We start from the raw sequence: 12,661 nt of genomic DNA on the forward strand, positions 1-12,661 counted from the left end.
ATTACGCCGTTCGTTTCATTATGGCATCTAGCCATCTCTCATCTTGTTCAATGAGGGTAAACGTCATGCCAAGCTTTTTACAGGCGGCTCCCGTTGTCCCCGTTCCCGCAAAGGGATCAAGGACATGACCGCCAGATGGACATGTTAATGCAACCAAATCTTCCATCAGGGAAATCGGTTTGACCGTCAGGTGATCCGTTTGGTGTTTACGCTTTGATGTTTTAGAGTGGCGGAGGCGTGTTGACGGCCATTTTCCACCATAACGTTGTTTTAATGCATCAATGTTCAAGGCCCCTACGCCATGTTTACGGATGTTATCAATGACCCGTTTTTCTGAAATTGGTTTTCGGCCAATATAAATTGGTTCAGAGGCAGGTTTCATGGTGTTTACGCCGTAGAAATAGCCATCCCATTCCTGAGCTTCTTCACTGACCGCATGGTTATAAATGGGTTGATCAAAATTTGAGTAATTTTGCTGTCCGTTTTCCATTTGAATTTTACTGTATCCAGATACTCGTCTCCATCCAACGGGCGTTCTGTTTTTGCAATTATCTCGATCAAATAATTTGGCGACATTCATAGGCTTGGGTAACCCCGTATCATACTCCCAAGTAAGAAAAGGGTATGTTTCGACGCCAGTTTTCTCAATTGCTACAGCAAGATGATGGTAAAGCCGGGGACTGGCAAATACTGCAATAAATCCACCGGGTTTCAACACTTTCATAATCTTATGCCAAGTCGAAGGCATAAAAGAAATACCGGTATCATCCCACGGTTTGCTCATATAGCCGATTTCGTATGGGGGATCAGTTATGATGGCATCAAACATGCGTCCATCACTTATCATATCGTCGAGAACTTCCATACAGTTACCGATATGAACACATTTTCTATACCCGCTATCGTCGAGGGAAAGAGTTTCGGCTTTAACGTTTTGAGAAAGGGGATAATGGTTCATTGGTCCTCTCCTTTCTCAGTGTTTGATGTTTTCACAACATATTCTGGTTTTTGAATGGCTTCATCACCAGTAAGTTTCGATGCCCCTACAAGGGTTGCTTCTCGCCATTGTTGTTCTTCAATTGGGCGGGTGTTCTTACCCCACATATGAGCACGACGAACATGGGGACGAACCCACCGGCCAGTTGGGGTAGAAGTTCCATCGCTTACAGTTTGAACCATTGGCACGCGAATAATGGTGTAATCACGCTGTTGCTTTTTTCGACGAGCTTTCTTGCCACTTTTTTTCTTCGTGGATACGGTTTTGCGATTTACACCTTTCGTGGACAACAAAAACAACAGTTCAAGAAGTTTATTCCCCGCAGCCTCTGTAATCAGGTGATAAATATTCTCGTTCAGTTCCATGTTGTCAGGAATTGATGGCAATGTGGTCGTAATAAAACGCTTACCATTCAAAAACGAATTTTTATCGATTTCTGCACATAGAGGAGAAAATGCCTTTCGTCCGGCCCATTGCACAAACCCATAAAATTGAATGACATCATTCATTTCGTAAGCAGCTACTGCAACCGGGAATTCTTCGGCTTGAAGATCACCTTGCTTATTGTAAAATTCAATAATAGCTGTTGTTTCGAGCCAGATTTTATCATACGGCAAATGCAGACGGTCAAACTCAACCATTGCAGACAGAGATGCATTTACTTCTTCTTCGGAACCTTCGGCCAATTGATTTGCTGGGAAGGCAAAACAGATACCGTCGTTAATGCATTCTTCAACAGTTTGGAATTGTTTACCGCCAAGATGTTTATCCAATTCTTTGACGCAGGGCAGAAACTGTTCTGGTTGAGGGCGTGCTACACTTTGAGATGGAGGCTTCGGGTAGCTTTTAGCTTTTGCCTTTGGGTGGTGTGAGACATTAATTGGCTTGCCGCCGTTGTCCTGTCGATATGTCTCACAAAGTTGATCTACCTCACTTTGACCCGTAAGAACAGCGGTGCGGAAGTTATGATTTTCACCCCCCATTGAAGAGATCAAGAGTGCAAATCCGGTCTGTCCAAATGACAATGCGATGTTAGCCGCATCACCGGAAAGCAGGTAATACACAATCACACTTGAGATCGCTTGGCTCTTACGTGGTGTCAAATGACCGTTGGTAACCCTGAATACACGCCCCGTGGAAAACGTCACTACGGAGCAAATTATGCAGGACACCTTTATATCTCAATGAACAAAGAAGCAGAATTATCGGATCGCATTGAAGTGCTGAACGTCTTGAAAGCCGACATTGAAGCAGGGAACCTTGTTGCCGAGTTTCAAAATATCAATTCTCAACGCTACACGTTCAAAGTTCGTTGATTTATCCACACCAATTTCACAGCCAGATAAATACCCAATGGAAAGCCTCGTTCAGAAGTAGCTATCTGAATTGATACGGTTTGTTTCTCCTCACCGTGGGGCTTTCCTTTTCTTTCGAGGAGATCATATTGAGGAGAAAAATAATGAAAAACAATCCTCCCATTGATGCTCAAACAGGAGCGTTTCAATACGACTATTCCAACATCAGTATAAAACTGGTCGATGCACTGGCAGGGGCTGGCAAAACCTATAATGCCTGTAAATGGGCATTAGAACGAGCATGTGCAGGTCAGAAAGTGATGATCGTCCAACCTTCAATCAAATTGTTGCAACAGACAGAAGCCGATTTGAAACCCATGATCAAAGCTTCTGGACAACATGTTCCATTACGCCGTTTTGATACAGATGCGCTTGATGGTCAATCCGTGACAAAGTCGGTGATGGCATTCCTGAAAGAGTATCCGCAAGGGCGATCTGTCATTGCAATGATGACTCATCAAGCCTTTGACCTTCTACCGTACTTTCATCGTGCGCAAGATTGGGTTGTCATTTATGACGAATTGCCCGTTGTTGATATGGACCTGACCATGCGGGTTCCTCGCTCTCATAATATGTTTATGGGATATGTTCAGCCTGTGGACCAAAGTGACGACTATTACAAACTGATCGCCCGTGAGAATAACGGTCTTCGTAAATTCACTCGTGGTGATGACGATGTGTACCAGCCATTGCAAAGCTTCGCCCACAAGATGCTGGATGAGCATTGGAACGTGTATGCGATAAAATCCAATTACCTCGATGTCGTTATCGGTAATGACCTTGAAAAGAAAACAAAACTGAGTTTGTTTGCCCTTCTCAAGCCTACCAAGTTCAAGGGTTTTCGTGAGACTGTGATTATGGGTGCTTGCGCGATGGAAAGCGTTATGTACAGACTATGGTCTTCTTGGGGTGTTCGGTTTGAAGAGCATTCTGAAATCATGACAGGGTTTCAATATCACCAGCATAAAAATGGAAAGCGATTGAATGTCCATTATTTCAGTGATGAGGCTTGGTCGAAGAACCTTCGCGATAAAACAATGGAAGATAGCGAGACCACTGTTATGGATGGAATGCTATCAGAATTGATGGTGCGCCTGAAAGATCAGGAGTTTCTGTGGGTGGCGAACAACGATGTTGAAGATAATGTCTTTGCCGAATGCGAGGGAGCGACCCGACTATCGAATATTTCCCACGGGTTGAACTCGTATCAGCATATTGATCATGTCGCCTTTTTATCGGCGTTGAATCGCACACCAGCTCATTTCAAGTTTCTGCAAGCTCAAGGCATCAATGCAGGGGAACTTCGTGATGCATTGGTTCATCAAACAACATATCAATCGGTCATGCGTTGTTCGCTGCGCAATCCGAATGCCAACCAGTCTGTAAATGTCTATGTAACAGATATGATGACGGCTGAGTGGTTGGCGAATATTTTCCCCGATAGCGCAGTTAGCTGCTTTGCACCAGAAGGGTTCGCCTTTCCTGAACAGAAACAGCGTGGCCGCCCTGCCCAACACGAAAATGCTGCCGAACGCCAAAAGGCATATCGCCAACGCCTTAAAATGGAGCAAACCGCGTTGAAGAACGTGAATGCTCAATTGACGGTGCTGGCAGACCTTTATGATACGAAGGGTGAAATCTTTGACATTTCTGCGGTAGATGGCTTGATCCATCAGCTTTATGAGGCATGGCAGACGACTTACGCCAAGAAGAAGGATAACCATCTGGTGTCATCAGCCGTGTTTAATTCAGCCCTTTCTGAAAAGACGGACCGTGGAATAAAAAACGTTGAAAACACATGGGGCATTTGGCTTGATAACGACGATCCAAACGGTGTGGCGTGGCAAGATTTCAAGAAGGTGTTTGCGCACTTGAAAATGGTCGGTTGTAATTCCCACTCTGGTCATGGTCGCTATCGTGTGTTTCTTCCAACGACAACGGTTATGACTACCGAAGTCCATCAAATCGTCGTTGACCATATTTTCCAGACATTGACCGATCATGGTTATGAGCATCACGGATTTGACCTTTCCAAACGTCATGCGGCATCACTTTTCTACCTCCCGTGTCAGGCAAAAGACGGTGATAGTTTCTTTGATGTTTGTGAGGGCGATCTACTGGACCCACTGGCGGTTCTGAACGAGGTTGAGCTTCCTGATACGCCCACACTGAAAGTGTCAATTGGGAAAGCCGCGTCAGACCAATCCATCCAAACTTCCATTGACCACTATCGTGCTGTTGGTGCAGGAACCGGACAGCGTAACAAGGCGTTTTTTGACCTTGGGTATATTCTGTTGAAAAAGGGTTGCAGCTTGTCAACCATTGAAGAAGCGTTGGAAATGGCTGATTATGATGATAGTCGTCGCGCAAAGGGACAGATCGCCAGCGTCATGAAAAGTCTTGAAAGTGGTCGTTATGGTGAGGTTCGGGGATAATTTGATTTGAGCTTAACAGTAGCCTTCTGAGCTTGGTAAATCAGTTGACCGAAGAATTTCGCCATTTCTTCGCTCGTGATGACAACGCCACTATTTTGGAAATGTTGCCACCGTTTCAGGTCATCCTGCTTTTCATGCTCTGGGCAAAATTTAGGAAGCAACAAAAGGAACCTCTCGTCCCTGCGCTTGAGCTTCATCTGCAATTGCTTGCAAAAGGCGTTGTTTAGATGCAGTACGAGTGACGCCAGAGTTCCGGGCAGCAAAAAACCTCTCAGGATCAATCCCAAGTTCGTCTTTTCTCTTTTCAAGATATGCTTCTTGATCTGCCAAACAACGCATTTCTGCTTCACTCATCTGTTAATGATTTTGCCAAGGAATAATCGACTAATTCCTCTTTCAATCTCTTTTCAAGATACTCTAAATCGATATTTTCTGCAAGTTGGTACAATATCCGTGCCTGTTCCAGCATTTCAGGACGACCGGTGTCTGCTTCATATTGCCCCATTCTATCGGCAATTAAATCTTCGATTGGCGGAAAGGATACCACCGCATCTTCTGCGCGATCAACTGCTACAATTTCCATGCGTGTTGAGTCAGTTTTTCCATCAAACAATGAACCTGACACAAGCTCAATACCTGTCAGTAACTCTTTGTGGTAAAATCCGTGCAGCAAGTGCCCAAAACGGTCTTCTGTTGTGAAACCTTGACTTTCAACCGCTTCTTTAAAAGCATCAAGGTGTTGATAAATGATATCGAAGTCACCGGATACAATTTCCCCACCCGTGTAATATTCAACCGCTGCTCCACCGACAATAACAGGTCGAGGATAGCCTTGTTTCTCAAGTGTGTGGAACGCTTTTCCCAAGAGCTTGAGAGTTTCAATATATTCTTGGCGGAATGCCATTGGCTTCTCTTCATCAACAATATTTACATTGAATTGATACCAGTCCAGTTCAGCTATGTCATTTAAAACCACACGATTTGGTTTGCATAAATAGGTGTATCAATGAGGAGATACACGCATGCGATTAAAAGATTTTTCAACGACACCCTATCCAAACCACACCAAATCAATCGAAATAGAACCAGCCACGGGCATGAAGGTTTTTACCCTCTTTTTGCGCGTCTGTGGAACGATTCAACTCCCCTACAAGCCAACTCAGGCTTGGCTTTACTTGATGGATCGCCCCATTAATGAATATGGGTCTGATATTTCAATCGAACCGCTGGGTGCAACTGAATATCTGGTGACGGTAGATTGTTATGGGATTTATCCGATTATTATTAGCGGCGACGAAAATTTCCAAAACGCCCTTGAAACAGCGCAAACATCCAGACCCGTGCTATGGACAGATCGGGGGCGGCATGATTTTGATGAGCTTGATATATATGTTGGGTCTGCCCAGCTTACGGATTTTGATGCAAAGCGTTCCATGACTTTAGTCCGCACTGCCGAGTTTTTCGAAAATGAGGAGGTGATGGCATGAGACTTTATGAATTTTGCCCTGAGAAAGCATCCACGTTCATCTACAATATTGAGTTCTTGGAAGTCCCGGTGAATTTATCGGATACGGGTGAAGAAGAGTGGCCCGTGGCGCGAATGAATGCTTCGACGTGCGTCACGATCAGTAAGAAGATCGACCATGAGCGTCCCCACGGTTTTGTCGTCAGAGTTTGCACCTTTGGAGATGATATCACCCAAATCCAGTCACATATCCGATCATCTGAGGTTCGCTGGGCAGGACAATGTTTTGATGGTCAAAGCTGCTTTCCGACGCTCGTAAGCGATGTCATGGAAGTCAAACGTATGGACCTGCATGCTACCGAGGTTGTTTATCATGATCTTAGACGCATGATGGAGGAGGTTCTTGAGCGGATGTAATTTGAATAATTTCTTGATGTTTGCATATAGGCCACACCTATCTTGGCCGACTTTGAAACAAATTTGAGACATAGAATAGCTTGCGTATAGTTTTTCTGGCTTTTTTTACGCAACTTACTGGTAAGATTATAGAAAACAGTCATCCCTATGCGCTCTTGCGCTTGGCACAGTTTATTTAAACCGCCATGCTTATGTTGTTTTCCACTTCATGTAACAGGAGATCAACATGAAAATTGAAGCATATGTATATGGACGTGTTTCTGTTTATACGGGGGCACTTATGGCAGAAGTTGTTATTTCTCAACAATATCGTACAGACCTCACCGCAGAGGAAATCTGCGATGCTATTTATGAACAAGTATCATCTGGTGATGGAAATATCACCGAATTGGCATCTAAGTTGATTTATGCCACAGGTGAGCGTTATCTCAGTATTTCGCCGAATGGATATGGACACCGAAAAGGTAAAATCACGGAAGGTCGTCAATGGTGTTTACATAAACATGATCTAACATCTGTGCTGTATGATGACCTGATGGAAGAAGGTATCACTTACAAGGGGTATGAAGCCTTGGATATTGCTAAAGAACAAAAAAATGGCAATCTACTTCACCTCCCACACCCTGATGAAGTCGGGGCAATTATTGATTTGGATGCGATTAGCCCAGCTTAACTCGACATTCAAGTCCGTCCCGACACTGGGATTTTTCAGCATTCTATAAATGCTGTTTCAATATAGCACTTTCAAAAATCAATTCCTGAATCAGGCAGGTTGCCACCTGTCAACGCTACCCCTTTGCCAAATGGAGGCTTGTATGAAACGCAAGTATATTATTCTCGACGGTCTTAGAATGACCCAACAACGACTTCAAACAATGAAAACAGCCTATTTCAAGCTGAAAGATATTAAAGAAACGGCCGATCACTACAAAGGTACATATTTCTGGAAACCTCCTTCATCTTCTGGAATTCGCAGACATATGGAAAGAAAAAATCATTTTGATAAATGCGTCGAATTGGCTTTTCTGGATTTGAAGATAAACTTTCATTTAAGCCTGAGTGTGTCATGCAAGCATGTGTACAAAACGCAACAGATCACATTGAATGGAGAGCGTAAAACCCTGCAAATCGTCAATCGGCTAATTGAAGAACTGGAAGATGTTCTTATTGAGCGGAATATACTCAAAGAGGCTGCATAAAAATGCCCCCGCCATTTACATGGCAGGGGCAATCGGGTTATTTCCCTTTTGGCTTTTCTCGACGAACACCTTTGAATTTAGTGCTGTCAGCCTTTCCGTCCATAATACGACCCGTCTTGGCATCGCGTTTAAACCATGTACCATTTGGGTGTTGGAACTGAGAGCGACTCTTCACCGCACCATTGCGGTGACCGTCTCCAGAGGGAGGATTAGTAGCCATTGCGTGTTACTCCATATACTACTAAATGAAGTTTGGACTTTTCACGACGCAGGTTTACCGTTAGAAATAACAGTCTCTACAAAACGCATCGCCAGTCGCCCCAAACATTCAAGCGACTGTCGAACGGTTCGGCGGTGAGGGTTGCAGCCCTTGCCGTCTTTTATTTGCCAGCCTCAAGACTTGACGAATCCCGTTCTTAGGTTTACATTTACAATAAATTTAGCGTTTTGTAAACCGGAGATGATAGATGTTTGGGGAGAGACTCAAGATAGCTCGTAAAAAAGCGGGTCTATCTTTACGTGCCCTTTCAGACAATCTGGGGGGTATCGTTTCCGCGCAAGCCATTGGCAAGTACGAGCGCGGCGAAATGATGCCAAACTCAACTGTACTGATTGCACTATGTTCAGCATTAAAAGTGAGTTTAAGCTACATGGCAGCACCATCTGGTGCGCGATTAGGCAATGTTGATTTTCGTAAACATTCAGGCACCCGTGTACAGGAACGTGCCGAAGTAGAAGCCAGCGTACTGGAACATGTTGAGAAATATCTTCTGATCGAAGAGATTCTTGAAATGGACAGTGCGGCATGGCATCAACCTTTTGAGCGCCGTGAGATGACTGCTCTTGAAGAAGGTGAAGAGGTCGCCCGTGAAGTACGTGATGCGTGGAACTTGGGCATCGACCCGATCCCAAATCTGACCGAGCTTTTGGAAGAAAAAGGCGTGAAGGTCATGATGCTGGATTTACCAGATCGTGTATCGGGTCTGACTTGCGAAGTCATGCGAGAGGGTAAGACCCCTGTCCCCGTAATTGTCGTCAATGCAAATCATTCATTGGAACGACGTCGTATTACTCTGGCGCACGAGCTTGGGCACAGATTATTCACTGCCGATTCTAAAATTGAAGAAAAAGCCGCGACCCGGTTTGCCAGTGCCTTCTTGATGCCGTCAGAGCATTTGACTGCTGAGACTGGTACTCGCCGTCGCACTGTTGGCGTTGAGGAAATCTATACCTTGAAACGTATCTACCGTGTCAGTGCAGCAGCATTGATCGTTCGGTTGCGCGATCTCGGTGTATTGTCAAATGAACGCCTAACTCGGATGTTCCAGACTTTCGCAAATCCGTGGCGACGAGTGGAACCACGTCCTCTTGAAGATGAAAATCAACAAGGGTGTTTTGAAATGCCAAAGCGTTTCCCAAGGCTGGTATATAGAGGACTTGCAGAAGACCTGATCTCCTTATCAAAAGCCGCTGAACTTTTATTCATGCCAGTAAAAGATGTTGAACAAGCAATGACTGAGGGGCTACCGGATGGTGCAAATCGTTGTGAGTGATAGCTCCGTTCTGATGGATTTGGCCCGAACGGGCCTAATCGAGTACACAGGCGGACTCCCCTTCGATTTTATCATTCCAAACACAATGTTCGCTCAAGAGCTTTTAGATTTGGGTGATTATAGTCGTGATCAACTGCTGGACATGGGCTTTTCCCAATCCGAAATTTAATCCGGCTCTCATAAGAATAATCACTGCGTAGTCTGAGGTTTGACAGCTTAACAGCGAAATTTGCTCCGCCGCTACTCTACCAAGTTCCTTGTGTGCTTCTCGAAGTGCCACGCCTTCACAGGCTGACAGGCTTTTCGTCAAACTAAGTGTGTTGAGTTGCGAAGAACTAAGAAGGTTTTCGAGAACGAGTAATCCGTCCCTGATTTACCTTCCAATGCCGTGAATATCTTCTGCAATTGCCAGTCGGAAAAAGGTAGCCGCTTATCCTGCTGATGCACAGGGTCAGCAACGGACAAATTCTTTGCCGGATTATGGTCCAGTAATTCTTCTTCGACAGCCCAATTCAGCATTGGACCTGTCCTGAAAAAGTGGAGTGTGTCTCCTGAGTTAAATATACTGACTACAGGAGAATATAATGAAGCGTACAATCACCCCGACATTTCGAGAAGAGGCTGCTCAGGTTGCTTTAAGTAGTAATCAGCCACGTAAAATTATTGCTGCTGATTTTGGCATTGGCATTAGCACATTAAATCGCTGGATTTCTGAATATCGCAATAAACAGATCCCTGAACCATCTGATGATGTTCAAAAAGAATTGGCCCGATTACGCCGTGAGGTTCGTGACCTGCGGGAGGAGAGGGACATCCTAAAAAAGGCAGCGCGCTACTTTGCGAGCCAAAAGCCGTGAAGTTTCAGTTTGTCCACCAACAGCGAAAGAACCACAGCATAGCAGAGCTATGTCGTGCGATGAGTGTTTCCCAGAGCGTTTTTTTTGCTTGACGCCATCGCCTTGTCAGCAAGCGCCAACGTGAAGACATGGTTCTGCTTGCCCATATCAAATCGATCCATTACGCCAATTATCAGTCTTATGGTCGAGGACGCATGAGCGATGAATTAAAGGAAGAAGGCATTTGCGTGGGCGAACACCGTGTTGCCCGGATCATGAAGCAAAACGGTTTGCGGATCGTGCGAAGCCAAAAATTCAAACGTACGACTGACAGCGATCATAATCACAATATCTCCCCAAACTTATTGGACGGAGATTTTACAGCAACTGCTCCAGATCAGAAATGGGCTGGCGATATCACTTATTTGTGGACGGGCGAGGGCTGGCTTTACCTCGCTGTTGTCATTGACCTTTATTCCCGCCGTGTCATTGGTTGGTCTGCAAGCCGACGTATGAAGAAGGATTTGGTAATTGATGCTTTGAACAAAGCCATTGCCCTTCGTAAACCACCAAAAGGCGTCATCTTTCATTCTGATCGTGGCAGTCAATATTGCTCAACCAAGTTCCGTAAACTGCTGGCAAAGTAGAAATTCAAACAGTCGATGTCTGGCAAGGGGAACTGTTATGATAACGCCGCTGTCGAGACCTTCTTCAAAACCTTGAAAGCGGAAATGGTTTGGAAAATTACCTTCCAGACACGCGATCATGCCAAAAAGGAATTGTTCAAATATATAAATGGGTTCTACAATGCCCGACGTCGTCATTCATATCTGAATGGCCTCAGCCCCATTAAGTTTGAAAGGCGGGCTGGGTAAGTGAGTGAGACACACTCCACTTTTTCCATACAGGTCCATCAACAACACCATCAATTACGATAGATGCTCTGTACCACCGTTATATGGATGATCCGGCTCGTAATCGTTCCAAGAAGACGATCATGACGTATCAATCAGTTTACGATGTTCTGATGGATGTATTTGGACCGGATAAATTTGTCCGATCGCCATATAATTTGGGCCAAGCGAGTGACAAAGTAACGGGTCCATCCTATATATTGCATTCTTTTCCGGATAATGCTATCCAACCCATCTGGCAGACAGGGCTGCCTTCCCGCGAAAGACGGCGTCACCCTTTCATATACGGGCGATCCTTTTAAAGTGATCATTGTCTTATTTTACTTTTAAGTTGGCAAAGCGGGCATGTCGATTTGACTTAGGAGTATTTTGACGATGAACCGATCGATCGAAGAACTAAAAATCCGCGCAAAGAAACTGCAACAAGCCGCAAAACGGTTTGATCCACAAGCCCTTGCCTACCTAAATATAAAACTTAATTCGGACCATCAGTTACAACGCAAAACCTGCCTGAATGTGTTGGCCCGCAAAATGGGTTTTACCGACTGGTCACATGCCCGTCACGTCCTTTCCGGCAGTGCCTCAATTGGTCAGGATATGGGAAAAATTTGGTATGAAAATGCCTGTAGCGCACATCTCAATAACTGGTTTGCCAGTTATGACGAAGCGAAGCAATATCTGACAGATCATCCCGATTTTTATCTGTTGCCATATAAAAACCAATTTATCGTGGCGGATCAAAACCTCATTGCGGTCCTTGGTTTGACAGATGAGTGTGCCGGATATTGGCATTCCATCGGGAACAATCTGGTTGACGGATATGGTACAGATGGCTGGCATGCCTTGGTCTGGCAACGCATTTCCCGCCGCCCAAACCCTGAATTTACATCTGCTTAAATCAACCAATTTTGGACAATAATTCACGTAACTGGGCGCCTTCTTCGGCGCTCAGTTTTTTAAGCATTCTGTCTTCGGTCTGCACATGAGAAATCACCATTTCTTCGGCCAAAGCAAAACCAGCCTCCGTTAACATGATTTTAAGGCCACGACGGTCATTGGGATCGACAATCCGCTTGATTAAATCGCGTTTTTCCAACCGATCCAACCTGTTGGTCATTGCAGAAGTCGATAACATCATCTCTTTTGCCAAAACAGATGGCGATAAGGTTTCGCCCTTTCCTTGGCGACGCAACGTCATAACTACATCAAACTGCGGAAAATCCAGATCATATCGCGATAAATTTGCCATGACGCCTCGGCGTAAAACTTCGCTGGCCCGCCACACATCACCGCAAATTGCCATGGATGTCGGATCGATATCCGGTCGTTCACGGCGCCATTGAGTCAAAATATCATCCGTATTTTTTGCACCCATTTGCGTATTGGAACAGACATTGATCACACTGTCTTGACTCATCGTACAAGATACCCTATATAGCTTCATATAAAGTAATTTGATATCAAACTATATTACATCAAATTACCAAAGT

The 12,661-nt window shown here is 44.8% G+C and carries 16 protein-coding genes and 1 pseudogene; 10 read left to right on the forward strand and 7 right to left on the reverse strand.

The features are described 5' to 3' along the window. Position 1: 1 nt before the first annotated feature. Together ACI0FF_RS16845 and ACI0FF_RS16850 are read right to left on the reverse strand one after the other, a co-directional pair. Positions 2-958: a DNA-methyltransferase gene (locus ACI0FF_RS16845; protein ID WP_419797915.1), complete on the reverse strand. Its 957-nt coding sequence runs from the start codon at positions 956-958 to the stop codon at positions 2-4. Then, positions 955-2,100: a hypothetical protein gene (locus ACI0FF_RS16850; RefSeq protein WP_419797916.1), complete on the reverse strand. Its 1,146-nt coding sequence runs from the start codon at positions 2,098-2,100 to the stop codon at positions 955-957. Before ACI0FF_RS16850 ends, ACI0FF_RS16845 begins: the two co-directional genes overlap by 4 nt. Here ACI0FF_RS16850 and ACI0FF_RS16855 point away from each other — a divergent pair, their 5' ends adjacent. Together ACI0FF_RS16855 and ACI0FF_RS16860 are read left to right on the forward strand one after the other, a co-directional pair. Next, positions 2,101-2,313, forward strand: coding sequence for a hypothetical protein (locus ACI0FF_RS16855; RefSeq protein WP_419797917.1), 213 nt, complete (start codon positions 2,101-2,103; stop codon positions 2,311-2,313). Positions 2,314-2,456: 143 nt separating this feature from the next. Next, positions 2,457-4,787 carry a hypothetical protein gene (locus ACI0FF_RS16860; RefSeq protein ID WP_419797918.1) on the forward strand — a complete coding sequence of 777 codons (2,331 nt, stop codon included), beginning with the start codon at positions 2,457-2,459 and terminating at the stop codon, positions 4,785-4,787. 150 nt (positions 4,788-4,937) lie between these two features. Here ACI0FF_RS16860 and ACI0FF_RS16865 read toward each other — a convergent pair whose 3' ends face one another. Together ACI0FF_RS16865 and ACI0FF_RS16870 are read right to left on the reverse strand one after the other, a co-directional pair. Then, on the reverse strand, positions 4,938-5,141 hold the full coding sequence (locus tag ACI0FF_RS16865) for a hypothetical protein (protein WP_419797919.1): 204 nt from the start codon (positions 5,139-5,141) through the stop codon (positions 4,938-4,940). Further along, positions 5,134-5,763: a hypothetical protein gene (locus tag ACI0FF_RS16870; RefSeq protein ID WP_419797920.1), complete on the reverse strand. Its 630-nt coding sequence runs from the start codon at positions 5,761-5,763 to the stop codon at positions 5,134-5,136. The genes ACI0FF_RS16865 and ACI0FF_RS16870 overlap by 8 nt, the downstream gene beginning before the upstream one ends. Positions 5,764-5,809: 46 nt before the next feature. Here ACI0FF_RS16870 and ACI0FF_RS16875 point away from each other — a divergent pair, with 46 nt between their 5' ends. The 4 genes from ACI0FF_RS16875 to ACI0FF_RS16890 all read left to right on the forward strand — a co-directional run bounded on the left by ACI0FF_RS16875 (position 5,810) and on the right by ACI0FF_RS16890 (position 7,868). Continuing rightward, entirely contained in the window at positions 5,810-6,274 is a 465-nt protein-coding gene (locus ACI0FF_RS16875) for a hypothetical protein (protein ID WP_419797921.1), read from the forward strand. Continuing rightward, complete coding sequence (locus ACI0FF_RS16880; protein ID WP_419797922.1) at positions 6,271-6,669, forward strand: hypothetical protein; 399 nt, start codon at positions 6,271-6,273, stop codon at positions 6,667-6,669. Before ACI0FF_RS16875 ends, ACI0FF_RS16880 begins: the two co-directional genes overlap by 4 nt. Positions 6,670-6,895: 226 nt before the next feature. Beyond that, positions 6,896-7,342: a hypothetical protein gene (locus tag ACI0FF_RS16885; protein WP_419797923.1), complete on the forward strand. Its 447-nt coding sequence runs from the start codon at positions 6,896-6,898 to the stop codon at positions 7,340-7,342. Between the two features lie 142 nt (positions 7,343-7,484). Then, complete coding sequence (locus ACI0FF_RS16890) at positions 7,485-7,868, forward strand: hypothetical protein (RefSeq protein ID WP_419797924.1); 384 nt, start codon at positions 7,485-7,487, stop codon at positions 7,866-7,868. A gap of 37 nt (positions 7,869-7,905) precedes the next feature. Here ACI0FF_RS16890 and ACI0FF_RS16895 read toward each other — a convergent pair whose 3' ends face one another. Next, positions 7,906-8,088 carry a hypothetical protein gene (locus ACI0FF_RS16895; RefSeq protein ID WP_419797925.1) on the reverse strand — a complete coding sequence of 61 codons (183 nt, stop codon included), beginning with the start codon at positions 8,086-8,088 and terminating at the stop codon, positions 7,906-7,908. A gap of 247 nt (positions 8,089-8,335) precedes the next feature. Here ACI0FF_RS16895 and ACI0FF_RS16900 point away from each other — a divergent pair, with 247 nt between their 5' ends. Further along, complete coding sequence (locus tag ACI0FF_RS16900; protein ID WP_419797926.1) at positions 8,336-9,421, forward strand: helix-turn-helix domain-containing protein; 1,086 nt, start codon at positions 8,336-8,338, stop codon at positions 9,419-9,421. Next, on the forward strand, positions 9,399-9,590 hold the full coding sequence (locus tag ACI0FF_RS16905; protein ID WP_419797927.1) for a hypothetical protein: 192 nt from the start codon (positions 9,399-9,401) through the stop codon (positions 9,588-9,590). The genes ACI0FF_RS16900 and ACI0FF_RS16905 overlap by 23 nt, the downstream gene beginning before the upstream one ends. 137 nt (positions 9,591-9,727) lie before the next feature. Here ACI0FF_RS16905 and ACI0FF_RS16910 read toward each other — a convergent pair whose 3' ends face one another. Next, entirely contained in the window at positions 9,728-9,940 is a 213-nt protein-coding gene (locus ACI0FF_RS16910; RefSeq protein WP_419797928.1) for a hypothetical protein, read from the reverse strand. Positions 9,941-10,005: 65 nt separating this feature from the next. On the opposite strand from ACI0FF_RS16910, the pseudogene ACI0FF_RS16915 reads away from it, so the two are divergent. Both ACI0FF_RS16915 and ACI0FF_RS16920 read left to right on the forward strand, forming a co-directional pair. Further along, positions 10,006-11,132 (forward strand): annotated as a pseudogene (locus ACI0FF_RS16915) (IS3 family transposase). 414 nt (positions 11,133-11,546) lie between these two features. Continuing rightward, entirely contained in the window at positions 11,547-12,068 is a 522-nt protein-coding gene (locus ACI0FF_RS16920; RefSeq protein WP_419797929.1) for a hypothetical protein, read from the forward strand. Position 12,069: 1 nt separating this feature from the next. Here ACI0FF_RS16920 and ACI0FF_RS16925 read toward each other — a convergent pair whose 3' ends face one another. Continuing rightward, positions 12,070-12,588 carry a MarR family winged helix-turn-helix transcriptional regulator gene (locus ACI0FF_RS16925; RefSeq protein WP_419797930.1) on the reverse strand — a complete coding sequence of 173 codons (519 nt, stop codon included), beginning with the start codon at positions 12,586-12,588 and terminating at the stop codon, positions 12,070-12,072. Positions 12,589-12,661: the final 73 nt, after the last annotated feature.

It is taken from the genome of Terasakiella sp. 4MB5A (assembly GCF_050058155.1).
In the GTDB taxonomy this organism is placed as follows: domain Bacteria; phylum Pseudomonadota; class Alphaproteobacteria; order Rhodospirillales; family Terasakiellaceae; genus Terasakiella; species Terasakiella halodenitrificans.